Below are 24,691 nucleotides of genomic sequence, written 5' to 3' on the forward strand. Positions count from 1 at the left end.
GAGCTAACGACCCATCTGAATTGCTTGAATTGTTTGTTTCTTTAGATGGTGGGTCGTGCAGGATTCGAACCTGCGACCAATTGATTAAAAGTCAACTGCTCTACCGACTGAGCTAACGACCCATCTGAACTGCTTGAATTGTTTGTTTCTTTTAGATGGTGGGTCGTGCAGGATTCGAACCTGCGACCAATTGATTAAAAGTCAACTGCTCTACCGACTGAGCTAACGACCCATCTAATTTCGTATTTTTAATGCGAGTAACAAATGAAGTGGTGGGCGATAGCGGGCTCGAACCACTGACCCCCTCCTTGTAAGGGAGGTGCTCTACCAACTGAGCTAATCGCCCACTTCATGACTTATTCCACATTTTCATAAATAATTGGTGGGCGATAGCGGGCTCGAACCACTGACCCCCTCCTTGTAAGGGAGGTGCTCTACCAACTGAGCTAATCGCCCAATTATTTATTTTCATCGTCAACGGTGGTGGGCGATAGCGGGCTCGAACCACTGACCCCCTCCTTGTAAGGGAGGTGCTCTACCAACTGAGCTAATCGCCCCGTCGTCGATGGAGGTGCATTATAGGGATACTGAGTTCTGAGTCAACGATTTTTCAATAGATTTTTTTCGTTCGTTGCAAAAATAATCAAGATGTTTCAATATTCGCCATAAAAGCTGCCTTTTTAATCAATTACCTATATATTTCACCCTTATTTTATCGCTCAAAAAAGTGAAAATTGTTTTCCTCCACATTTATTTTTATTTTTATCGGCAAAATAATCATTTTCTTTCCTTCTATTTTGATAACTTGATTGAGGAATCACTACAGGATGATAGAATAGAGTCACATTTTAGCAATGCTTATAAATATCACTAGCCAGAACGTCCTGCACAAACCCTATTTAATGATGTCTTGTTTCAGTTCTTCGATTGGCTAGCGAGCAAATAAGCAATTCAAAAACAATGTTTTGCAATTAAGGCAATCTCGATGAGTAAAATCAAAACCCGTTTTGCACCTAGCCCAACTGGCTATTTACACGTTGGTGGTGCTCGTACTGCTCTGTATTCCTGGTTATTTAGTCGCCACAATCAGGGCGAATTTGTCCTGCGTATTGAAGACACCGACTTAGAACGCTCAACTCAGGAAGCTATCGATGCCATTATGGACGGTATGAACTGGTTGAATTTAAATTGGGATGAGGGTCCTTATTATCAAACTAAGCGTTTCGACCGATACAATGCTGTCATTGACCAAATGTTAGATGCAGGTACTGCATATCGCTGTTACTGCTCAAAAGAGCGTTTAGAAGCGTTACGTGAACAGCAAATGGCAAACAATGAAAAACCTCGCTATGACGGTTGCTGCCGTGATCACGCTCATAACCACACTCCTGATGAACCTCACGTTGTTCGTTTCCGTAACCCACAAGAGGGTTCTGTAATTTTTGATGATAGGATTCGTGGGCCAATTGAATTTAGCAACCAAGAACTCGATGATTTAATCATTCGCCGTACAGATGGTTCACCAACTTATAACTTCTGTGTAGTTATTGATGACTGGGATATGGAAATCACTCACGTGATCCGCGGTGAAGACCATATCAATAACACGCCTCGCCAAATCAACATCCTAAAAGCATTAGGTGCACCAGTTCCAGAATATGCACACGTTTCAATGATTTTAGGTGATGACGGTAAAAAATTATCAAAACGCCATGGTGCAGTAAGTGTTATGCAATATCGTGATGATGGTTATTTACCTCAAGCACTATTAAATTACTTAGTTCGCCTAGGTTGGTCCCATGGGGATCAAGAAATTTTTACTGTTGATGAAATGAAAGAGTATTTTACTCTAGATGCGATCAGCAAATCAGCAAGTGCGTTTAATACAGATAAACTGCTGTGGTTAAACCATCACTATATCAACACACTACCTGCTGAAGAAGTAGCGACTTACCTTGCATGGCATATTGAACAGCAAAATATCGACACGAGTACAGGTCCTCAGTTAGTTGATTTAATTAAGCTATTGGGTGAACGTTGCAAGACCCTAAAAGAAATGGCCGAATCTTGTCATTATTTCTATCAAGATTTTGAAGAGTTTGATGCTGATGCGGCGAAAAAACACCTACGCCCTGTCGCTCGTCAACCATTAGAAGTAGTTAAAGACAAACTGGCTGCAATCACCGACTGGAATGCTGAAAATGTCCATAAAGCGATTGAAGCTACCGCTGAGCAACTTGAAGTCGGTATGGGGAAAGTGGGAATGCCTTTACGTGTCGCTGTAACAGGTGCAGGCCAATCACCAGGCCTTGATGTTACTGTTCATGCAATTGGCCAAGCACGCTCTATCGCTCGTATTGACAAAGCACTCTCCTTTATTAGTGAACGCGAAGCAAGCGCACAATAATAAAAACTAAAGTTTAAAAGCTCCATGTTATTTATTAGGCATGGGGCTTTTATTTAGATATGTATTCATGTCATATAAAAAATGACTTAACCCACCCATACCAATCAATTTAATCTAGGTGCTCTACCATTACGCTCAAAGCTCTTAAATAAAAAATTAGCCTAGCGGAAATAAGGAAAAGCAGCCTATCTCATCAAGCGCTTTAAATCATAACTGCAACCTAACCGTGCCAATTAGCCACTTCAATCATTTGAATTAACTGATGTTTGCTTTATATTTAAGCAGTCAGTGTCAAAACACCATTATTTGATTGACACTCCCCCTAGCCTTGAATATCATCCCAACGTCCAAAAGAATTGTATTTGGGGCTATAGCTCAGCTGGGAGAGCGCTTGCATGGCATGCAAGAGGTCAGCGGTTCGATCCCGCTTAGCTCCACCATCTAATTCCCTGTTAGGTGGCATTAATACAACATCAAAATTATTCTATTGGGGCTATAGCTCAGCTGGGAGAGCGCTTGCATGGCATGCAAGAGGTCAGCGGTTCGATCCCGCTTAGCTCCACCAATAATTTCCTCTGATTACTCGTTTCTTCTTACTAACATCGCTTGTTTTTTCATTAATGTCGTAAAACATCAATTTACTTTTACCTCATTTGCACTCCACTATATTTAATACTTACTACATTATTGTGCTGTATAACCGCCATCAATAGGAATAAATGCGCCTGTCATAAAGCTGCTTTCATCTGATAATAAAAAGGCGACCACATTAGCAATTTCTTCCCTTGTCGCCATCCTGCCCATTGGGTGTGTTGAAGACATCCATTCCTGAGTTGCTTGCGGTAACCTCTCAATATTAGGCGTTTGTACATAACCTGGGCCAACAGCATTAATACGAATACCTTTTTGCGCATTCTCTAACGCCACAGAGCGCGTAAGCCCTAACACTGCATGTTTTGCCGCCGTATAAGGTGCAATCCCTGCGATCCCTGTCACCCCATTACAAGCAGATAAATTGACAATCGCTCCGCCTCCACTACGCAAAATACTAGGGATGCTATATTTTAAACCATGGAACGTCCCCGTGATATCTGTTGCAACCACATCATGCCAAGCCTTTAATGGGTAATCCTCTACATTGACACCATGTGGGCCAGTGATACCCGCATTATTCACCAGATAATGCAAAGCACCGTACTGCTGCTCAATTTTTTCAATCGTTGCTTTGAAATCTTGCGCATTTGCAACATCCATTTTGATAGTGCTGATGCGTTGACCCGTTGGATCTATTTCTTTCGCAGCTTGTGTTAATGTAAGCTGATTGCGCCCTGTTATAACAACAGTCGCTCCGAGGGAATGTAATTTCTGAGCAATACCAAAGCCAACGCCTGTTGATGCGCCCGTTATAAGCGCTATTCGGTCGTTAAATTTCCCCATGATGTACCTCAATTATGATTAACTAAAGTTAACTATAAACAATTAACTTTAGTTAATCAATGTATCGTTTTATCTAAAAAGTCAATGTATACTTGAGTGATTGAATATTAAGGAACATTTTTTATGTCAGATGCTCTTGAAGATGCGCTTTCATTATTACAATGTACATTAGTGGCTCGCAGAGCGAGCTTTACCCCCGAGCAAATAACTTGGGGCCAATATGATGTACTAGAAATATTAAGGCTTAAAGGTGATTTGACGCCGAGCCAATTAAGCCAATCCCTTGGACTTTCCCGCCAAAATTTATCGAAATTTCTTCGAGTCCTAAAATCCTATGATTTTGTTGAACAGTATCAATCTGAAGAAGATAAGCGGGAACTGATCACCCACTTAACAAGAAAAGGGCATGATTTCTTACAACGTGCAGCCACTGGCCGTGCTGAAAATGCCTTAAAGGTTAAAACAGTATTAACTCAACAAGAGCAAGAACTGTTTATTAATTTGAGTAAGAAAATTACTGATTCCCTAAGCCACAAATAGCCTTAGCTGCTTAACTGCGTTTAAGTGGCTTCACAAGGCCTTCAAGCCCTTCAATTTTTAACCCTAAGGTCATTTCCATTAATTGCCCTAAACGCCCCGCAGGGAACTCTCCTTTCTTATAGAACCAAAGTAAATATTCCTCTGGCAAATCTATTAGCACACGCCCCTTGTACTTACCAAACGGCATATAGGTATTTGCTATGTCGATGAGATCTTGTTTTTCCATTTGTTCTCTTACATTTTTAGTGTTGTGTCTTTGACTGCGTTTTATCTGTTCTTTTAACAGTTTTCTTTTTTATATGAAAGCAAAACGGCGCTCATTTGAACGCCGTTTTGCCAATTTAACACTTTTTTATTGATTACAAAACTAAGCCAACAACAGCTGCCGATAGGAAGCTCACTAATGTTGAACCGTATAATAGTTTCAAACCAAAGCGTGCTACTGTATTACCTTGTTTTTCATCTAACCCTTTAATTGCACCAGCAATAATACCGATAGATGAAAAGTTAGCAAAAGAGACTAAGAACACCGATAAGATACCGACAGAACGTTCTGATAAGCCACCAGCAATCGCTTGTAAGCCATCCATTGCGACAAACTCATTCGTGACCATCTTAACTGCCATGATGCCGCCAACTTGTAAAGCTTCATCCGCAGGAATACCAAGGACCCAAGCAAATGGATAAAACACGTAACCTAACATCGTTTGGAAATCAACGCCGAATACTGCAGAGAAAATACCATTAACCATCGCAATTAGGGCAATAAAACCAATCAACATAGCTGATACTATAATTGCGACTTTAAACCCAGCAAGGATATATTCGCCTAACATTTCAAAAAAGCTTTGCCCTTCATGCAAATTGCTCATTTGGATGTCTTCTTCACCTTCTGGTGGGTACGGGTTAATTAATGATAAAACAACGAAAGTACCAAACATATTAAGCACTAATGCCGCGACCACAAAGCGAGGTTCCAACATGGTCATATAAGCACCAACGATAGACATTGATACAGTAGACATTGCGGTTGCCGCCATGGTGTACATTCTGCGCTCTGACATTCTATTGAGTTGGTCTTTATACGCGATAAAGTTCTCTGACTGCCCTAACAATAATGAGCTTACTGCGTTAAATGACTCTAATTTCCCCATACCGTTCACTTTCGATAATACAGTACCGATAATGCGGATCACGATAGGTAAAATTTTGACGTGTTGTAAAATACCAATTAATGCAGAAATAAAGATGATTGGACACAAGACTTGTAAGAAAAAGAACGCTAAATTGCCCTCAATCATGCCGCCAAAAATAAATTTCGTCCCTTCCGCTGCATAGCCTAGCAAGTGAGTAAACACCCCTGCTACACCCATTACAAAAGATTCGCCGATATTAGATTTTAAGAAAAGGTAAGCCAACGCAATTTGAATAACAAGGAGTTGAATAACATAGCGGGGGCGGATCGCGCTACGGTTACTACTTGCTAAAATTGCAAGAGCAGCAATTACTACTAAGGATAAAACGAAATGCAGGATCGAGGTCATATGCGACTCCAACAAATTTAAGAATCAGTCTATGTGCATATTCTATGTAATAGACAACATTTAAATGAGACGGTGGTCACATTAATATGAAAGCTTACTAGGTGTATTTTGCAAAAAGAAGAAGGCGGTCACGTTTCAACTATGACAAAACCCTGTAATCACTTTTTTTTGCACAGAAATCTTAATGAAAATTTAAGTTAAGGCTTACAACGACCTAAGTATTATTTTGTTGCTTACCACCTTGTAAGCAACAAAATTAGATTGAATATAGTTCACCATTAAATATTCAGCAAACGTATTAACTCATTTTCATCTATAACCTGAATACCCAACTCATTCGCTTTCACTAATTTAGAACCTGCCGCTTCCCCTGCAATCACCATATCCGTTTTCTTAGAAACACTTCCAGCCACCTTTGCACCTAAAGCGACCAGCTTGTCTTTTGCTTCATCGCGGGTTAATACACTCATTGACCCAGTTAATACCACTGTTTTGCCAGCAAATGGACTATCAATTTCAGCACTGTTCACGACCTTCACTTCTGGCCAGTGAATATTAGCCTTAGTAATCAGGTCGTTAATAACGGCTTGGTTATGTTCTTCGCGGAAGAAATTCACGACATGTTTCGCCACCACATGACCGATATCTTGAACAGTTTTCAGTGACTCTTCGTCTGCACACATTACCGCTTCTAATGTTGCATAATGCGCTGCAAGATTAGCCGCAGTAGCTTCTCCAACTTCGCGAATACCTAATGCATAAATAAAACGTGCCAGTGTTGTTTGTTTCGATTTTTCTAGTGCAGTGACTAAGTTTTGAGCTGATTTAGGCCCCATACGGTCTAAACCAGTTAAAATACCTGCACTCAATTGATAAAGGTCAGCTGGCGTTTTGACATATTCTTTTTCAACCAGTTGATCGATAATTTTATCCCCCATGCCATCAACATCCATGGCACGACGAGAAACAAAGTGTTTTAAAGCCTCTTTGCGCTGTGCGCCACAAATCAACCCCCCAGTACAACGCGCTACGGCTTCGCCTTCAATGCGTTCAATATCAGAGCCACAAACAGGGCAATGGGTTGGAAACACGATTTCACGGCTATTAACAGGACGTTTTTCAACCACGACACTGACAATTTGCGGGATCACATCCCCTGCACGGCGGATAATAACGGTATCACCAATGTGAACCCCAAGACGTTCAATTTCATCGGCATTATGTAGCGTCGCATTGCTCACGATCACCCCGGCAACTTGCACAGGTTCAAGACGCGCAACGGGCGTAATAGCCCCAGTACGCCCGACTTGGAACTCAACGTCTTTCAATTGAGTTATTTGTTCCTGAGCTGGAAATTTAAATGCCGTAGCCCAACGTGGCGCTCGTGAAACAAAGCCTAATTCCTCTTGAATAGCAATTGAGTTGACCTTGATAACGACGCCATCGATGTCAAAACCAAGACTTGGTCGAGCTTGTTCTATTTCGCGATAAAAATCTAATACAGCTTGCGAGCCAACACACAATTGAACATAGTCACTAACAGGCAAACCCCACGCTTTAAACTGCATCAAACGCCCATAATGAGTATCAGGTAATGTTTCTCCCTCAACAACCCCAACACCATAGCAATAGAAAGTTAATGGCCTTTTCGCTGTAATGCGTGGGTCAAGTTGACGTAAAGAGCCCGCTGCGGCATTACGCGGATTTGCGAATACTTTGCCATCTGTCCTACGCGCTTCTTCATTCAATGCTTCAAACCCTTTTTGTGGCATAAAGACTTCACCACGGATCTCCACTCGATCTGGGATATTATCCCCAGTCAAACGCAAGGGGATAGCTCGAATGGTCCGTACGTTGGCAGTAATATTTTCACCAACCGTCCCATCTCCACGCGTCGCAGCCTGTACTAGCTCACCATTTTCATACAATAAACTAACTGCTAGCCCATCAAGCTTTAATTCGCAACAGAATGTAAGCTCTTCATGGTTTTTTAAGCGGTCTCTAACACGTTTATCAAAAGCTAAATAACTCGCTTCATCAAAAACATTATCTAATGACAGCATTGGAATTTCATGGCGAACCGTTTCAAACGCCGATAAAGGCGCAGCACCAACCCGCTGAGTTGGCGAATCACTCGTAATAAGCTCTGGATGCGCCTCTTCTATACTTTTCAGACGTTGCATAAGTTTATCGTATTCAACATCTGGAATTTCGGGTGCGTCTAATACATGGTACTGATATTCATGATGACGTAACTGTTTTTTTAATTGGTCTATTTCTTGCTTGGTAGTCATGATCACACTCATTAAAGATAAAAAACCCCCAGTTAAGGGGGCCTTTATAAAACGATTATTTAGTTTAACGTGCTTCTGATCCGCGCGTGGTACACCTCTATTTTTTGAGGTGTGAGCATCTTGCGCTCATCATCAAGCACAACACCACCCGCATCGGATGCGATACGCTGAGCGGCTTGTAACATCAATTTGAAATTCTGCCCTGCATCACCATAAGATGGCACCATCATAAACATGGAAACACCCGGAGTTGTGAAATCAGACATCGTTTCAGGATCAAAGGAACCTGGTTTAACCATATTGGCTAAACTAAATAATACAGGCCCAGTACCCGACGGGTTGACATGACGGTGGAATATTTTCATTTCACCAAACTGGAACCCTGCTTGAAGGATGCTTTGCAATAATACTTCACCTTGTAGCTCTTGCCCATGATGAGCTGCTACATGAAGTACCAAAACTGTCTCCTTGCTATTTGTTGTAGCAGAATCTTCCTGCGGCTCAGCTTTCGTTTCAGTGTTCGCCGTTGTTTGTTCATGTTGTATCGACTGTGGCTCTTCTTTCAGGTTATTTGAATCAATGTGTGGCTCAATCGCAGTAGGCCGCACAGGTTGGGTGCTAACTTGTGGCTCAGTAACTGACTCATCATTCATATTGATAGTCAATTGCTCTGGAGCATGAGAGGGTTCAGTGCGTACAGCCACCACAGGTTCTTCATTAGCCAGATGTTCAGAAGCCGCCGCCAATTTAGGTTCAGGCTCAACCGGAGCTACTGGCCGTATGTTTGGCTCAACTTGAGATTCATTTTTTGCTGAATCAAGTGGGTCTGCTACTGCGGGTTGAATCGCCCCCTGCTGAGTGGGTTTGTCCTCAGTAAATAATACAGAATCATCATACTCAGATGATTTATCCTGCGTTTCGCTTTTTCGACGTTTTACCGGTCTGTCGCGAAATAACGTTGACCGCTCTTTACGGCTGGTCCATAAACCATGCAGTAATAAAGCGACAATGGCTATCGCACCTACGACCACTAATATCAGACGCAAATCCTGCATCGCTGTTATCTCTAGTTGATGAATGATTATGCCAACACGGCGGAAACTACCTTAAGATTATTTCTCAATTGCTCTAAGTGCAACCCTCAGAACGATTTTCTTACAAGAAAGAGAATATTCCGCTTTCGTTTGCTGCTTTTTTAAGCAAATAATGGCTAGTCAGCCTAGTTTCATACCTATATGATACATAGTCAACCGAAAAGGAGAGAACAAGAAGTATGACCCAATCGACATTTTCGCCACAAAAAGACCATTCTGGCTTTTATTATTTTACACAAGGGTGGCGACTAGTTACACGTCCTGGTATTAAACGCTTTGTCATTTTGCCCTTATTAGCAAATATTATTTTCTTAGGAGGTGCTTTTTGGTGGTTATACACTAAGCTTGGCGGCTGGATAGACCAAGTGATGAGTTATATTCCGAGTTGGCTACAATGGCTTGATTATGTGTTTTTTCCATTAGCGGTGATTTCTATCTTATTAGTTTTTACCTATTTTTTCAGTACCATTGCAAATATTATTGCAGCCCCATTTAATGGTTGGTTATCTGAAAAACTAGAAGCCGAACTGACAGGGAAACCCGCTCCTGACACAGGAATGGCGGAACTACTAAAAGATGTTCCACGCATGATAAAACGTGAGTTTGTGCGTATTGGTTATTATTTACCCCGCGCACTTGGTTTATTGATTTTATTTTTTATTCCGGGTATTGGCCAAACCATAGCACCTGTTTTGTGGTTCCTATTTGGGGCTTGGATGATGTCAATTCAATATTGTGATTACCCATTTGATAACCATCGCGTTGGCTTTAGTGAAATGAAACAAGCGCTTGCGAAAGAACGCATGAGAAATATTCAATTTGGTGGCGTCATCAGTTTACTCATGATGCTACCTTTCGTAAATTTAGTCATCATGCCTGTTGCTGTCTGCGGCGCGACACTCATGTGGGTTGATAGGTATCGCGGACGTTACGCCCGTTACTAAGTATTTTCTAACCGATAAGCGCAGGCTTCATCGCCTGCGCATGCCAACACACACATTCACACCATCAATTTTTTGCTTTAATTTCATTCTTAGAACAATTAGATCTAAAATAGCATTTTGTTATAAGCTTATATTCAAATCATATTTGCATTAATTCGTTGTTCACGTATGTTGAATTCATATTATTTTTTGTCTTGACTGAGTGACACAATTTTACTCGCTAACCGATTTTTAAGGATATCCCATGAGCAAAATCTATGAAGATAATTCGTTGACCATTGGACACACTCCTCTTGTGCGTTTAAAGCATTTTGGTAATGGTAATATTTTAGCAAAAGTGGAATCACGCAACCCAAGTTTCAGTGTAAAGTGCCGTATTGGCGCTAACATGATTTGGGATGCGGAGAAAAAAGGTATCCTAAATAAAGATAAAGAGTTAGTGGAACCAACGAGTGGTAATACTGGGATTGCTCTTGCTTATGTTGCCGCGGCTAGGGGGTATAAATTGACCCTTACAATGCCAGAAACCATGAGTATCGAGCGCCGTAAATTGCTCAAAGCCTTAGGGGCTAACCTTGTCCTTACTGAGGGTGCAAAAGGCATGAAAGGCGCCATTGCTAAAGCTGAAGAAATTGTCAATAGTAACCCTAAAAAGTACCTTTTACTTCAGCAATTTAACAACCCTGCCAACCCTGAAATTCACGAAAAAACAACCGGCCCTGAAATTTGGGAAGATACCGACGGTAATGTTGATGTCGTCGTTGCGGGCGTCGGAACAGGCGGTACTATCACAGGGATTGCAAAGTATCTAAAAAATACCAAAGGCAAAGAAGTTACCATCGTTGCTGTTGAGCCTGAAACTTCCCCAGTTATCACCCAAGCATTGGCAGGTGAAGAAATTAAGCCAGGGCCTCATAAAATTCAAGGTATTGGTGCTGGTTTCATCCCCGGTAACTTAGACCTAAAACTACTCGATAAAGTCATTCAAATCAGTGATGATGAGGCAGTTAAAACAGCCCGTGAATTAATGGAAAAAGAAGGTATCCTTGCGGGTATTTCATCAGGCGCTGCCATCGCAGCCGCAACAAAAATTGCTGCAGACCCTGCATATAAAGGCAAAAATATAGTCGTAATTTTACCTTCATCAGGTGAGCGTTATTTATCAACTGTTCTGTTTGCTGACATTTCTGCTGACTAACATAATTTCGTTGCAAATTCGTTAAAAAAGCACCTTAAAGGTGCTTTTTTTGTGGTGCAGATCAAAGTTTAGCACGGATGGAGATGATTTCTAATTCGGGGTTTAGTATTAAACATAGTAATTATTTTGCACCTCGAAATTAATCACTTTTTAGTCACCTCCACCGCAAACATCTGGTAGTTGCAAAGTGGCTAAAAAAACATAACTTCAGAGGCAAAAACTGAAAAAGGGTTGATACCGCACAAAGTAGGAAACCTTTTTGCAAGTTAATAATCTAACTATACGCAAACCTAGTCTATTTCATCTACAATAGGCTGGGTAATTAAAAAAACTAAAGTTATTGAGGAAATACTATGTTCCAGCAAGAAGTCACTATTACGGCACCAAATGGTCTACATACTCGTCCTGCAGCTCAATTTGTGAAAGAAGCAAAAGCATTCTCTTCTGATATTTCTTTGATTTCTGGCGGCAAATCCGCTAGCGCAAAAAGCCTGTTCAAATTACAAACTTTGGGTTTAACTCAAGGTACAGTGGTCACCATTTCCGCTGAAGGTGAAGATGAGAAAGAAGCCGTTGAACATTTAGTTAAACTGATGGGCGAATTAGAATAATTTCGCACGCAAGAGAAACGTCTTACCGATCTCATTCGCTGTCCCTGAATGATATCATTCGGGGATATTTATATAATCGGTATAACCATAGCGGTCTCTGCAATATCAGAACTCCTAGCACTAGCAGCAGTAAGGTAATATTATGATTTCAGGAATTTTAGTATCCCCGGGTTTTGCTTTTGGTCAGGCTTTAATCCTCAAAGAAGATCCTATCGTTGTTAGCACAAAAAAGATTGCTGACGATCAGGCAGATAAAGAAATTGCACGCTTTATTGAGGGTCGTAACAAATCAGCCGAACAACTCACTTTAATTAAAGAGAAAGCCGAAAAAAATCTTGGAGCCGAAAAAGCTGAGATTTTTGAAGGTCATATTATGCTGCTAGAAGATGAAGAGCTTGAACAAGAAATAATCTCTTTGATTAAAGGCGACAAAAAAACGGCTGATGCTGCCGCCTATTCCGTTATTGAAGACCAAGCCCAAGCACTTGAGTCCCTAGATGATGAGTATCTGAAAGAACGTGCTGCCGATGTACGCGATATCGGTAAGCGCCTACTAAAAAATATTTTAAATATTCCAATTGTTGATTTAAGCGCTATCGACAAAGAAGTGATTTTGGTTGCTGCTGATTTAACGCCTTCCGAAACCGCACAACTGAACTTAGATAAAGTTCTGGGTTTTATCACCGATTTAGGTGGTCGTACATCACACACCTCAATTATGGCTCGTTCTCTTGAGTTGCCTGCTATTGTCGGCACGAGTGATGCAACCAGTAAAATTAAAAATGGTGATTTTATCGTATTAGATGGTGTAAATAACACTATCTACTTAAACCCATCAGAAGCTGAAGTTGATAAGTTAAAAGCTTTCCGTGATGAATATCTGCAAGAAAAAGAAGAGCTCGCAAAATTAAAAGATTTGCCAGCAATCACACTTGATGGACATCAAGTTGAAGTCTGTGCAAATATTGGTACTGTACGTGATGTCGCAGGGGCTGAACGTAATGGTGCAGAAGGTGTTGGCCTCTATCGTACCGAATTTTTATTTATGGATAGGGATTCATTCCCAAGCGAAGAAGAACAATTCCAAGCATATAAAGCCGTTGCAGAGTCAATGGGCAGCCAAGCTGTTATTGTTCGTACAATGGATATTGGTGGTGATAAAGACCTGCCGTATATGAATTTGCCAAAAGAAGAAAACCCTTTCCTTGGTTGGCGTGCAATTCGTATTTGTCTTGACCGCAAAGAAATTCTACACTCACAATTAAGAGCTATTTTAAGAGCGTCTAAATTTGGTAAACTGCGTATTATGTTCCCAATGGTCATTTCCGTTGAAGAAGTTCGTGAACTAAAAGCAGAACTTGAGATACTAAAAGCTCAATTACGCGAAGAAGGCAAAGCCTTTGATGAAGCAATTGAAGTTGGTGTTATGGTGGAAACACCAGCAGCAGCAGTTATTGCTCGTCATTTGGCAAAAGAAGTTGATTTCTTTAGTATTGGGACGAACGATCTAACTCAATACACTTTAGCGGTTGACCGTGGTAATGAACTGATTTCTCATCTTTACAACCCAATGTCACCAGCTGTCCTAAACTTAATTAAGCAAGTGATTGATGCATCACATGCAGAAGGTAAATGGACAGGGATGTGCGGGGAACTCGCAGGAGATGAGCGTGCAACCTTATTGCTACTTGGCATGGGGCTGGATGAATTTAGTATGAGCGCAATATCAATTCCACGTATCAAAAAATTAATTCGCAATGCGAACTTTGTTGATACTCAGGCTCTGGCTGAACAAGCACTTGCTCAACCAACAGCAGATGAATTGATGAAACTTGTAGATACCTTTATCCAAGAAAAAACGTTATGCTAGGAACAGCACATTAGTTCGGTCCCATATAAAACGATTAGGAGAAGGTCCATGGGTCTGTTTGACAAACTGAAATCACTCGTTTCGGAAGACAAAAGTAGCAGTGGTAGTATTGAAATTATCGCCCCTTTATCTGGTGAGATTGTCAATATTGAAGATGTTCCAGATGTTGTATTCGCAGAAAAGATTGTTGGTGATGGTATTGCGATTAAACCAGCAGGGAATAAAATTGTCGCTCCTGTAGATGGTACAATTGGTAAAATCTTTGAAACTAACCATGCATTTTCTATTGAATCAGATGATGGTATAGAGCTATTTGTTCACTTCGGAATTGATACAGTTGAACTCAAAGGCGAAGGTTTCAAACGTATCGCTGAAGAAGGCCAAACCGTCAAGAAAGGTGATTTAATCATCGAATTCGATTTAGCACTGCTAGAAGAAAAAGCCAAATCGGTTCTCACTCCTGTTGTTATTTCTAACATGGATGAAATTAAAGAACTGAATAAACTAACGGGTTCAGTGACCGTTGGTGAAACAGTTATCATGCGTATAAAGAAATAGCCTAGCTATCCGCTCTATTCGCTAGACAAAGCCGTCAGGCCCTTGCCTGATGGCTTTACTCGTTCTTAGCCTGAGTTAACCTTACTGGTTAAATACCCCAGTCGATAAATAACGGTCTCCTCGGTCACAAATTACCGCAACAATCACCGCACCTGGGTTCTCTTTTGCTACTTTTAAAGCCCCTGCTACTGCTCCACCAGAACTGACACCACAGAATATCCCCTCAATTTTTGCCAAAGCCCTCATGGTTTCTTCGGCTTCTTGTTGGTTGATATCTAATACACTGTCAACTAATGAATCATCAAAAATACCGGGAAGATACCCCGGCGACCAACGTCTGATCCCTGGGATTTGGCTTTTTTCTGCGGGCTGCAACCCAACAATCTGTACATCGGTTGATTGGGATTTTAAATAACGGCTGACCCCTGTGATAGTCCCTGTTGTTCCCATGCTAGAGACAAAATGGGTGACCCTCCCCTGTGTCTGCCGCCAAATTTCTGGGCCGGTTGTTTTAAAATGAGCTAATGGGTTATCTGGGTTATTAAATTGGTCTAATACAGTCCCTTCCCCCCTGAGCGCCATTTCTTTAGCGAGATCTCGAGCACCTTCCATTCCCACTGCGGTACTCACTAAAATAAGCTCCGCACCATACGCTTGCATAGATGCTTGGCGCTCTTTACTCATGTTATCTGGCATCAGTAATTTTAGTTTATAGCCTTTTAGTGCAGCTATCATCGCTAGTGCTATCCCTGTATTGCCGCTCGTCGCTTCAATAAGCGTATCCCCAGGTTTAATTTCCCCTCGTTCTTCAGCTTCTTTGATCATCGAATAGGCAGCCCTATCTTTCACTGAACCCGCAGGGTTATTACCTTCTAGCTTAACCCAAATTTCAGCATTAACCCCTTGAACCAAGCGCTGAAGTTTTACTAAAGGTGTATTACCGATAAACTGTTCCAGAGTTGACACTTTACCATCCTTATAATTTTTATTTATAGATAGGAGCAAATAGAAATAAGATATTACTCCAATATTAGCGCGTGAAAAATGAAATCTATTCACATTAATATTAGAAAAATAGATTATCTTTATTACCATTATTGATATAGCTAATTGATATAATATATTACTATAAGTTTATATGATTACCAGTTATATTTAACAGAAAAAACAAAATAATACATATAAATATCAATGAATTACAAGAAAATCGACGTGATTGTTGGGCTAAATACTATTCATAAATAGCCCAACAACAGAAAAGAGAGATACTTAAGATGTCATAAAAATAAATAGCATTTATTATCTATTTATATAAATGCTATCAACAATAACAATTTATATTCATGCACTTTCCGCTAATTGAGGAAATAATAACTCCGTGTTTCCTTGGTAAATTTTAACCTGCTTGCTACCTAAAAAGTAACGTTCACCCCGTGTCGGTATTGTTGCTGCGGACTGCCAAACAACAGATATTGGGTCATTTCCCCACCCTAATGGTTGAACTGTTAATTGCCAAAAATGACCTCTTGGACCAGATTCTGTTACCCTAACAGGTAAACGGTGTTGTTCATCCACTTCAGGTTGTAATGATATTTCCCAAGGCCTAAGAAATACATCGACCTCTCCTTGATGAGCACTGCTATGATTAAGCGAAAATTCATAACCGCCGATATTGAGCATTGCCCCCCTGATTTGTGCTGAGATTTGGTTAACTTCCCCCATAAACTCAAGAACAAAGCGAGTCTCAGGGCTCTGCCAAATAGCACTTGGCGTCCCAACCTGCTCAATATGCCCTTCACTCATAACGACGACCCTATCTGCCACTTCCATGGCTTCTTCCTGATCATGAGTGACAAACACACTAGTAAATTTTAACTCGTCATGTAATTGACGTAGCCAGCGGCGTAGCTCAACACGAACTTGCGCATCAAGAGCTCCAAAAGGCTCATCAAGCAATAAAATTTGCGGGTCAACCGCCAGTGCACGTGCTAAAGCTACACGTTGCTTTTGCCCACCAGAGAGCTGTGCAGGATAACGGGAAGCCAAGTGAGATAATTGCACCATCTCCAATAGTTGCATGGCTTTTTGTTTGATAGCTTGTGTGGATGGTCGCTGCTTACGCGGTAGAACTGTTAAGCCAAAAGCGACATTATCAAATACCGTCATATGACGAAATAATGCATAATGCTGAAAAACAAAACCTACATGCCTATCCTTTGCATGTATTTTACTGACATCTTGGCCGTGGAAACGCAAAGTACCGTAACTTTGTTGCTCAAGCCCTGCGATTATCCTTAATAGCGTTGTTTTACCTGAACCAGAAGGCCCCAATAGCGCCACCATCTCACCCGATGCAATATCCAGTGAAATACCGTTGAGTACTTGGGTTTTCCCAAATAACTTACCGATTTTTTCAATTTCAATACTCATGATCAATGGACTCCTGATTCAGACTGCTGACGATTTAAATGCCATTGCAATGCGCTTTTAAGGATTAATGTAATGATGGCCATTACAGCGAGGACCCCTGCGGCAGTAAATGCACCGACAGTGTTATAATCCTGATGTAATAATTCAACTTGTAACGGTAAGGTATAGGTCTCACCACGAATAGCACCGGAAACCACGGATACCGCACCAAATTCCCCAATCGCCCGAGCATTGGTCAGTACAACACCGTATAGCAACGCCCAACGGATATTCGGTAATGTCACTCGCCAAAACATTTTCCACCCTGAAGCCCCCAGCAATACCGCGGCTTCATCTTCTTGGCTGCCTTGGCTTAACATCAATGGTACCAATTCACGCACAACAAATGGGCAAGTCACAAAAATCGTCACTAAAGCCATTCCAGGCCATGAAAACATAACTTGAATATCAAACCCTTCAAGCCAACCACCAAACCAGCTATTAGAACCATAAAACAACAAATACAATAAACCTGCGACGACGGGGGAAACCGCAAATGGGATATCAACTAATGTAAGCAGTAACTGCCGACCTGGAAAATGAAAACGCGTGACGAGCCATGCCATCATTGTGCCAAAAACCAAATTTACAGGTACGGTAATTAAGGCAATTAACACAGTTAGCCCAATCGCATGTAACATGTCAGGGTCTGCTAAATTCAGTAAAACGGTATCTAAGCCTTTTTGAAATGCTGTAATAAAAATCCAAATAATTGGGATAACCAATAGCAAAACTGAGAACAGAATACCAATGGCTATTAATAACCATTTCCCCCAGTTGATTTGGGAACGATTAGCAGCATGAATAGGTGTAACTTGTGCCATTACTTGCCCCCTAATCGTTTACCAAAACGGCTTTGTACTAAGTTAACACTAAATAAAAGCAGCAATGAAACCGCCAAAATAACGGATGCGACAGCACTCGCCGCAGGGTAATCAAATTGCTGTAATTGACTGAAAATCATTAATGAAACTACTTCTGTTTGCCAAGCAATGTTACCTGCAATAAAGATAATGGCACCAAATTCCCCCAAACTACGAGTAAAAGACAACACTGTACCCGCTAAAAGAGCTGGGGAAAGTTCAGGTAATACGACTCGTCTAAATGTTTGCCAGCGGCTAGCACCGAGCGTTTGCGCCGCTTCTTCATATTCAGGCCCTAACTCTTCTAAAACAGGCTGCACGGTACGCACTACAAATGGGATACTGGTAAACGCCATTGCTACCGCAATTCCTAACCATGTATTCACAACTTTAATGTCGAACTGGTGAAGGTATTGACCATACCAACCAGAAGTTGCAAACAATGTCGCGAGTGTCAAACCAGCGACGGCGGTAGGTAATGCAAAAGGCAAATCAACTAAACCATCTAAAAACAGACGTCCAGGAAAGCGATAGCGAGTCAAAATCCAAGCTAATAATAGGCCAAAGACGGCATTAAATAGACTGGCAACCAGCGCTGACAACAAAGTTACTTTGTAGGCGGCAACCACTTGCGGGTAACTAATCACCGCCCAATATTGCTGCCATGTCATATCTGACAGTTGTATTACCAATGCACTCATGGGTAGCAGCAAAATCAAACAGGTATAAAATAAGCTGCTCCCTAATGTCAGCCCAAAGCCTGGTAGAAAGCGCTTTCCTGAACGGCTCATTAACGGCGCCCTTGAGCCATTAGTTCGTCAAACTCGCCACCTGTTGCAAAATGCACATCCATCACTTTTGGCCAGCTTTCAAATTGAGACTCAACTGTAAAAAGTTTTGTCTCTGGGAATTTAGCCTTATTCGCTTCCATTACGGCTTTATCATTCACGCGATAATTAAAGCTAGTGATAATTTCTTGGGCTTGAGGGCTATATAAATAATTCAAATAAGCTTTAGCGACATCTTCTGAACCATTTTTTTGTACATTTTTATCAACCCAAGTCACTGGAAATTCAGCCAAAATATCAACTGGTGGTACAATCACTTCATAATCAGACTCACCATATTGACTACGAATGTTGTTCACTTCTGATTCGAAGCTAATCAATACATCACCTAGCTCTCTTTCAATAAAAGAGGTAGTTGCACCACGGCCACCAGTGTCGAATACTTCGACATTTTTTAGGAATTGCTTCATTTGCTCACGTGTTTTTGCTTGGTCACCATTGTTTTCTTGGTTAAAAGCCCCCCATGCAGCAAGATAGGTATAGCGGCCATTTCCAGATGTTTTTGGGTTTGGAAATATTAATTTTACGTCTTCACGTACCAAATCATCCCACGTCTTAATTCCCTTAGGGTTTCCTTTACGCACTAAAAACGCCATTGTGGAGTAATAAGGTGAACTATTATTTGGTAATCGAGCTTGCCAGTCAGCAGGGATCAATTTGCCTTTATCGTGCAAAATTTGCACATCTGTAACTTGATTATAAGTGACAACATCGGCTTTCAACCCCTGCAATATTGCTAGCGCTTGCTTCGATGAGCCCGCGTGGGATTGTTTAATCGTTAATTTGTCGTCTGGATGTGCTTCATTCCACTGTTTTTCAAATGAAGGGTTTAATGCCACAAATAACTCACGGGCAATGTCATAAGAGCTATTAAGGAGTTCTGCGGCAATTAATGGCGTGCTGCCGAATAACGATGCCGTCGCCAAGCTTGCTAATGCTGTTTTTTTCAAAAATGATTTTTTCATTCCACACCCATTCATAACTAAACCAAAACGACTAAGATTAAAAACACTGTATCTGTTTTGGTTATAACTGTGTAGCTATCAATCACCTTTTGATATATCAAATTAGAATAACAAAGAAAATATCGACATAAGAGTAAAAATACTGTTTTATTTTAATGAGTTAAGAAATGAATAGTTTTCATGAATAAACCAAATCGACAAATCTATATACCGTATTTACGGTTGTTGATGGCTTAATTCGTTTGGGGTGAGAAAAGATTGATATTCACTTAGGCAGGGCATCAGCATATTCATGATAACAAAAGAGCGCCGCATCCATGCGGCAAACAGTCATTTATAATGCGAGTAGTTTCTCAAGAGAAGGCGCATAGTAATAACTACCTGAAACGGCTTTCGTCATACGCAGTAAATCATCGTATTTACCGTCTTTTTCACCAAACATACTAAGCAATTGTTGTTCAATATTGTGTAGCCTTGCACAATAGGCGACAAAGAATAAACCATGTTTACCACTTGCTGTGCCATACGGCAGGCTGTGACGCATGATGGATAGCTCTTCACCCTCTTCTTCTACCACGACTCGTGAAACATGCGAAGTCACATTACGCACATCTTCATCAAGCTCAACGCTATCATGTTTAGTACGGCCAATCATTTTTTCCTGTTCATGTTCAGTAAAACGATCCCATTTCCTTAAGTCGTGTTCATAGCGTTGAACTAAAACATAACTACCACCCTTGTCATCGCCTTGTTCGACTAATGTCACTTCCGCAATTTCTTCACCTTGCGGATTTTCTGTACCATCAATAAAACCGCTTAAGTCCCTATCATCTACCCAGCGGAAACCATGAATTTCCTCAACAACATGAATAGATTTACCAAACACTTTTAGTGCCGCTTGCGCTAAAGAGAAATTAATATCGTGGCGAAGAGATTGAATATGAATAAACATATCTCTTTGTGTGGCAGGCGCAAGCCCCTTACCTAATGTATGGAATGGTTTCAATTCAGGTGCGCACTGAGCATGCCCCAATTGCTGCCAAATATCAGAGCCAAACGCAATTACTGCACCAAGACGGTCATCAGGATATTGCGCCTGTAATTTGGTCAAAGCATCGACAAAGCCTTTACATCCAGATTTAACTTCATCCAGAGATCCTTCTTGCACTTGTGCTTCAATAAAAATACCAAAACGGCTATTTTCTTTCAAAATACCACTTTGAGAATGAGACATACGGTAAACCTCGTAAAATGAGTATGTTATATAACCTATTTTTTATATAAAACGATATGATTATCCTATCTTATCGTGATGTTTTTCACCTTGTTTTAACGCAAGGGTTTATAGGTTTCGATGCCTATTATAGGAAAGAAAATTTAAGAAAGGGGAAATTTATTTGTGTACAATAACGAGGTTCAATAAAAGAGGGGATCGCCAGTATAACTAAACCTGACGATATACCTTAAAATCAGCTTACTTATGCCAAATTATCTGCGATATTGTCCATGATTGAAGGTCATTATCCGAAGGCATCATCCCTTCTGGCCCTTGCCATTTACCCGTAAAACGGTAAATAACTTTTGTTGATTGTGGCGAATTACATTCAATGCTTGGTACATCATTGATTCGCTCACCAAGGCTACATACACCAAATGCTTTTTGGTATATTTCACTAAATTCAGTGCCAACTTTTGGCCCCCACTCGGTAACAATATCAGGGTCATTGACTGTAATGCGCGACACATAGCCATGCTCAGGCCCCATTATCTCTAATTTTACCTCGTCATCATTAATGCCTTGGAAAATAGCGACCACATCACCATTGTCCATTTGCATTCCGCTACGGATGTTATAACGGTCATTAAGCTGCGTTTTAATAGTATCAGCTTGCATCCGGGTAAAATTGGTTACTTGACCAACCCCTGAGCTAGAGATCACTAGTGGGCTACTAAACCAAGTCGATGGCGAAAAAATTTTCGTGCCAGCACAACCTGACAATAGTGTTATTCCGCATAGCAGAGTAATTTTCAACAATGGCGTTAAGCCGCTATTGTTATTAAAAGTTGCATGTTGGGACATATCATCCTCTTTAATCCGTCGCATAATGCATATTGTGACAACCTATTTGCCAAAACATTCACATGAATGATTAAACAAATAGTCAATTAACCTAAAAATCCGTTTCGTGAGTTAATTTTTTCGAATAAATCAAACGTTCAGACTGTTCTTCTTCATAAAGCATTTTTTCAAACATACAAATAGCGGCATCTGATTCTTCGCTCACTAAAAGTTCAATTCTGCCACACCCTCTGGCAATTAGTTTTTTCTCTAGCCGGCTGACTAAAGCATTTGCTATACCGCGCGCACGATATTCAGGATGTACAGCAAGGTAAACGGCTGTGCCGCGGATACCATCGTACCCGCCCATAATGGTACCAACAACCTCACCTGCGACCTCAGCGACTAAGAATAAGTCTGCACCGCATTGTAATTTACGTTCGATGTCGAGTTCAGGGTCCCCCGAAAACTCATTGAGAGAACAACGTTCCCATAACGTCAGTACATCTTCATAATCACTTTGGCGAAAGATGCGTATTTCCATAACATTTGCCCGTTTAAACTAATCTTTCTGTCATTATCACTGCTTTTGCCACACAATCAATATTCAATATGCCTTTTTTACGACAAAAGGGTATACTTTGGTTATTATTTTTCATCTATGGTTCTATTAGAAAACAATGAATTACCCAGATATCGGTCGTGTAAAAGCTTTCTTGCAAAGCTTACAAGATACTATTTGTCAAAAAATCACTGAGCTAGATGGTAAGGAAACTTTTCTAGAACAAACATGGGAACGTTCTGAAGGTGGTGGGGGCCGTAGCCGAGTATTAACTAATGGGGCTATATTCGAACAAGCAGGGGTCAACTTCTCCCATATTCAGGGGGAAAAATTACCTGCATCTGCCACAGCACACCGCCCTGAACTCGCAGGTCGTAGCTACCAAGCTATGGGCGTCTCTCTGGTTATCCATCCACTCAACCCATATATCCCAACTACCCACGCGAATGTGCGCTTTTTTATCGCCGAAAAAGAGGGAGAAGCCCCTGTTTGGTGGTTTGGTGGTGGGTTTGATCTAACCCCCTTTTATGCCTTTAACGAAGACGTCATTCACTGGCATACTGTAGCTCGCGATTTATGCTTACCTTATGGCGATGATGTTTATCCTAAATATAAACATTGGTGTGACGAATACTTCTTTTTAAAACATCGTAATGAGCCTCGGGGTGTCGGTGGCCTGTTCTTTGATGACCTCAATCAATGGGGTTTCGATAACTGTTTTAACTTCACACAAGCCGTTGGACATGGTTTTTTACACGCTTATGTACCCATTGTTGAAAAACGCTGTGGCCATTCGTGGGGAGAACGCGAACGACAGTTTCAATTATATCGTCGTGGTCGCTATGTCGAGTTTAACTTAGTTTGGGATAGAGGCACCTTATTTGGTTTACAAAGCGGTGGACGAACTGAGTCTATTTTAATGTCAATGCCACCACTGGTGCGTTGGGAATATGACTATCATCCTGAGCCTAATAGCCCAGAAGCGACTCTCTATAGTGAATTTTTAGTCCCCGGTAAAGACTGGTTAACCCAATAATTACTGTTACAAGCTTATTCATTAAGGTAGAAATATTCCATTTCTACCTTTCTAATAAAATATAACAAAATCTAACCAAATTCGTTAAATATCAAAAGGTTACATAAAACAAAAAAACAATTATGATTCCATTTCATCCAATAGAATGGAGTTATAATATGAGTCAAATTTTAGGTCGTTCCTTATTATCGCCTTGTCTAATATCAAGTTTAATCTCCGAAACTGGAGTGACTAAGCTCAACCCTACACTCATTCATATCAATGATGTCATGAGCAGAATCTATTCAGATGAAGATGCACAATTACATCGTAATAGCCTATCTGCTTGTTCTATTGATCCTGTTAAAAATTACAGCCGCTTTATTCGAGATGCTCAGCGCCCTGTTCCCTATAAGATCCATCGACACTCAGATTTACCGATTTGCCAGCGTGACCAACTTTCCCTTAATGAGCATATGCCACATGATGATTATACTGTGATCATGAGTGAAGGTGATGATAAAGCCCCTTCAGCACCGGCAGGCTATGTCTTCGATTATATTGGGAAAGTACGTGCTTTCTTTAAGGAGAAATTAGATATTGACCAGATGTTTGGCTGTTCTGCAGACATCAATGCGGTTATTCATTATGGAACAAACTACGCTAATGCCTTTTGGAATTCTCAGGCTATTTTCTTTGGTGACGGAGATGGTAAAGTCTTTGGCCCCTTTTACAATGACATTGACATAATTGCCCATGAATTAGCCCATGGTTTCATTAGTTCAAAAGCTAACTTTAGATATGCATTTCAATCTGGTGCGCTAAATGAATCCGTTGCTGATGTTTTAGGCATTATGGTCAAACAATTTGTACAAAATGAGACAGCTTGTGAATCCAATTGGCTTATTGGTGAAAATTTATTTATCGACCAAATTAATGCCCCAGCCTTACGTTCCATGAGTGCCCCAGGCACTGCTTATGCATTGAATAACAAAAATGTTGACCCACAAGTTGGTCATATGTCTCAATATCGAGATTTACCTATGCGGATTGATAATGGTGGTGTCCATATTAATTCAGGTATCCCGAATAAAGCCTTTCATTTATTAGCAATTAGCCTAGGAGGATATACATGGGATGTTGCTGGTAAAATATGGATAGCGGCAGTATCAGACCCTATTGTTACCTCAATGGCGGATTTCAAGCAATTTGCCACAGCAACTGTGAGTAACGCCCAAAAATTATTTGGTGAACAAATCGCATCACAAACACAAAAAAGCTGGGAAAAAGTTGGATTAGTATTCGATAAACACTAATCTTTTATCATATGGCGACATCACCATGCCAAATAGCTGTTCTTAGTAGTTAGTCATTTTCATCTATAAAGGCCGATGTTAAGCAATTCAAATGCCT

22 protein-coding genes and 7 tRNA genes are annotated in these 24,691 nt (G+C 40.8%); 11 read left to right on the forward strand and 18 right to left on the reverse strand.

Features of this window, described 5'->3' with window-relative positions; translation table 11 throughout:
* Window positions 1–46: 46 nt before the first annotated feature.
* The 5 genes from ACIPUA_RS10790 to ACIPUA_RS10810 form a co-directional block, all read right to left on the reverse strand.
* Window positions 47–122 (reverse strand) — tRNA-Lys (locus ACIPUA_RS10790).
* Between the two features lie 34 nt (window positions 123–156).
* A tRNA-Lys gene (locus ACIPUA_RS10795) sits at window positions 157–232 on the reverse strand.
* Window positions 233–270: 38 nt separating this feature from the next.
* Window positions 271–346 (reverse strand) — tRNA-Val (locus tag ACIPUA_RS10800).
* 34 nt (window positions 347–380) lie between these two features.
* Window positions 381–456 (reverse strand) — tRNA-Val (locus ACIPUA_RS10805).
* A gap of 25 nt (window positions 457–481) precedes the next feature.
* A tRNA-Val gene (locus tag ACIPUA_RS10810) sits at window positions 482–557 on the reverse strand.
* 428 nt (window positions 558–985) lie between these two features.
* On the opposite strand from ACIPUA_RS10810, the gene gltX reads away from it, so the two are divergent.
* From gltX to ACIPUA_RS10825, 3 genes are all read left to right on the forward strand, one after another.
* Window positions 986–2,407 carry a glutamate--tRNA ligase gene (gltX, locus tag ACIPUA_RS10815; RefSeq protein WP_042844589.1) on the forward strand — a complete coding sequence of 474 codons (1,422 nt, stop codon included), beginning with the start codon at window positions 986–988 and terminating at the stop codon, window positions 2,405–2,407.
* A 364-nt stretch (window positions 2,408–2,771) separates the two neighbouring features.
* Window positions 2,772–2,847, forward strand: a tRNA-Ala gene (locus ACIPUA_RS10820).
* 49 nt (window positions 2,848–2,896) lie between these two features.
* A tRNA-Ala gene (locus tag ACIPUA_RS10825) sits at window positions 2,897–2,972 on the forward strand.
* 119 nt (window positions 2,973–3,091) lie between these two features.
* Here ACIPUA_RS10825 and ACIPUA_RS10830 read toward each other — a convergent pair.
* The gene (locus ACIPUA_RS10830; protein ID WP_129466120.1) at window positions 3,092–3,844 is read right to left on the reverse strand and encodes an SDR family NAD(P)-dependent oxidoreductase; all 753 of its coding nucleotides are present in this window, start codon (window positions 3,842–3,844) and stop codon (window positions 3,092–3,094) included.
* Window positions 3,845–3,967: 123 nt separating this feature from the next.
* Here ACIPUA_RS10830 and ACIPUA_RS10835 point away from each other — a divergent pair, with 123 nt between their 5' ends.
* The gene (locus ACIPUA_RS10835; RefSeq protein WP_042844593.1) at window positions 3,968–4,384 is read left to right on the forward strand and encodes a MarR family winged helix-turn-helix transcriptional regulator; all 417 of its coding nucleotides are present in this window, start codon (window positions 3,968–3,970) and stop codon (window positions 4,382–4,384) included.
* A 10-nt stretch (window positions 4,385–4,394) separates the two neighbouring features.
* Here the strand turns inward: ACIPUA_RS10835 and ACIPUA_RS10840 are convergent, their stop codons facing one another.
* The 4 genes from ACIPUA_RS10840 to zipA all read right to left on the reverse strand — a co-directional run bounded on the left by ACIPUA_RS10840 (window position 4,395) and on the right by zipA (window position 9,277).
* Window positions 4,395–4,610: a DUF3820 family protein gene (locus ACIPUA_RS10840; RefSeq protein ID WP_042844595.1), complete on the reverse strand. Its 216-nt coding sequence runs from the start codon at window positions 4,608–4,610 to the stop codon at window positions 4,395–4,397.
* A gap of 133 nt (window positions 4,611–4,743) precedes the next feature.
* On the reverse strand, window positions 4,744–5,928 hold the full coding sequence (locus tag ACIPUA_RS10845; protein WP_042844596.1) for a NupC/NupG family nucleoside CNT transporter: 1,185 nt from the start codon (window positions 5,926–5,928) through the stop codon (window positions 4,744–4,746).
* A 278-nt stretch (window positions 5,929–6,206) separates the two neighbouring features.
* Window positions 6,207–8,222: an NAD-dependent DNA ligase LigA gene (gene ligA / locus ACIPUA_RS10850; RefSeq protein ID WP_048607826.1), complete on the reverse strand. Its 2,016-nt coding sequence runs from the start codon at window positions 8,220–8,222 to the stop codon at window positions 6,207–6,209.
* A gap of 59 nt (window positions 8,223–8,281) precedes the next feature.
* Window positions 8,282–9,277, reverse strand: a complete 996-nt coding sequence (gene zipA, locus ACIPUA_RS10855; protein ID WP_048607828.1) for a cell division protein ZipA — start codon at window positions 9,275–9,277, stop codon at window positions 8,282–8,284.
* A 218-nt stretch (window positions 9,278–9,495) separates the two neighbouring features.
* Between zipA and cysZ the strand changes: the two genes are divergently transcribed.
* The 5 genes from cysZ to crr all read left to right on the forward strand — a co-directional run bounded on the left by cysZ (window position 9,496) and on the right by crr (window position 14,497).
* Complete coding sequence (cysZ, locus tag ACIPUA_RS10860) at window positions 9,496–10,260, forward strand: sulfate transporter CysZ (protein ID WP_042844599.1); 765 nt, start codon at window positions 9,496–9,498, stop codon at window positions 10,258–10,260.
* 244 nt (window positions 10,261–10,504) lie between these two features.
* A complete protein-coding gene (gene cysK / locus ACIPUA_RS10865; protein WP_048607831.1) occupies window positions 10,505–11,458 on the forward strand; it encodes a cysteine synthase A in 954 nt (317 codons plus the stop codon).
* 353 nt (window positions 11,459–11,811) lie between these two features.
* A complete protein-coding gene (gene ptsH / locus ACIPUA_RS10870) occupies window positions 11,812–12,069 on the forward strand; it encodes a phosphocarrier protein Hpr (protein ID WP_004264876.1) in 258 nt (85 codons plus the stop codon).
* A 142-nt stretch (window positions 12,070–12,211) separates the two neighbouring features.
* On the forward strand, window positions 12,212–13,939 hold the full coding sequence (gene ptsI, locus ACIPUA_RS10875; RefSeq protein ID WP_042844601.1) for a phosphoenolpyruvate-protein phosphotransferase PtsI: 1,728 nt from the start codon (window positions 12,212–12,214) through the stop codon (window positions 13,937–13,939).
* A 48-nt stretch (window positions 13,940–13,987) separates the two neighbouring features.
* Window positions 13,988–14,497: a PTS glucose transporter subunit IIA gene (gene crr, locus ACIPUA_RS10880; RefSeq protein ID WP_004264878.1), complete on the forward strand. Its 510-nt coding sequence runs from the start codon at window positions 13,988–13,990 to the stop codon at window positions 14,495–14,497.
* A gap of 81 nt (window positions 14,498–14,578) precedes the next feature.
* On the opposite strand, the gene cysM is transcribed toward crr, so the two are convergent.
* From cysM to ACIPUA_RS10920, 8 genes are all read right to left on the reverse strand, one after another.
* Window positions 14,579–15,463 carry a cysteine synthase CysM gene (cysM, locus tag ACIPUA_RS10885; protein WP_042844602.1) on the reverse strand — a complete coding sequence of 295 codons (885 nt, stop codon included), beginning with the start codon at window positions 15,461–15,463 and terminating at the stop codon, window positions 14,579–14,581.
* Window positions 15,464–15,838: 375 nt separating this feature from the next.
* The gene (gene cysA, locus ACIPUA_RS10890) at window positions 15,839–16,927 is read right to left on the reverse strand and encodes a sulfate/thiosulfate ABC transporter ATP-binding protein CysA (RefSeq protein WP_071548204.1); all 1,089 of its coding nucleotides are present in this window, start codon (window positions 16,925–16,927) and stop codon (window positions 15,839–15,841) included.
* Window positions 16,928–16,929: 2 nt separating this feature from the next.
* Complete coding sequence (gene cysW, locus ACIPUA_RS10895) at window positions 16,930–17,790, reverse strand: sulfate/thiosulfate ABC transporter permease CysW (RefSeq protein ID WP_042844605.1); 861 nt, start codon at window positions 17,788–17,790, stop codon at window positions 16,930–16,932.
* Window positions 17,790–18,620, reverse strand: coding sequence for a sulfate/thiosulfate ABC transporter permease CysT (cysT, locus tag ACIPUA_RS10900; protein WP_042844606.1), 831 nt, complete (start codon window positions 18,618–18,620; stop codon window positions 17,790–17,792). Before cysT ends, cysW begins: the two co-directional genes overlap by 1 nt.
* On the reverse strand, window positions 18,620–19,642 hold the full coding sequence (locus ACIPUA_RS10905; RefSeq protein ID WP_042844607.1) for a sulfate ABC transporter substrate-binding protein: 1,023 nt from the start codon (window positions 19,640–19,642) through the stop codon (window positions 18,620–18,622). The genes cysT and ACIPUA_RS10905 overlap by 1 nt, the downstream gene beginning before the upstream one ends.
* 334 nt (window positions 19,643–19,976) lie before the next feature.
* Window positions 19,977–20,876 (reverse strand): Dyp-type peroxidase, encoded by a 900-nt coding sequence (locus tag ACIPUA_RS10910; RefSeq protein WP_449059662.1) that lies wholly within the window; start codon window positions 20,874–20,876, stop codon window positions 19,977–19,979.
* A gap of 240 nt (window positions 20,877–21,116) precedes the next feature.
* A complete protein-coding gene (locus ACIPUA_RS10915; protein WP_042844609.1) occupies window positions 21,117–21,722 on the reverse strand; it encodes an RpoE-regulated lipoprotein in 606 nt (201 codons plus the stop codon).
* 91 nt (window positions 21,723–21,813) lie between these two features.
* Window positions 21,814–22,245 (reverse strand): GNAT family acetyltransferase, encoded by a 432-nt coding sequence (locus ACIPUA_RS10920; RefSeq protein WP_042844611.1) that lies wholly within the window; start codon window positions 22,243–22,245, stop codon window positions 21,814–21,816.
* Between the two features lie 136 nt (window positions 22,246–22,381).
* Here ACIPUA_RS10920 and hemF point away from each other — a divergent pair, with 136 nt between their 5' ends.
* Both hemF and ACIPUA_RS10930 read left to right on the forward strand, forming a co-directional pair.
* The gene (gene hemF / locus ACIPUA_RS10925) at window positions 22,382–23,299 is read left to right on the forward strand and encodes an oxygen-dependent coproporphyrinogen oxidase (protein WP_129466125.1); all 918 of its coding nucleotides are present in this window, start codon (window positions 22,382–22,384) and stop codon (window positions 23,297–23,299) included.
* Between the two features lie 158 nt (window positions 23,300–23,457).
* Window positions 23,458–24,594, forward strand: a complete 1,137-nt coding sequence (locus ACIPUA_RS10930; protein WP_210855370.1) for a M4 family metallopeptidase — start codon at window positions 23,458–23,460, stop codon at window positions 24,592–24,594.
* Window positions 24,595–24,691 lie beyond the last annotated feature (97 nt).

Source organism: Providencia sp. AGC89, assembly GCF_053543535.1.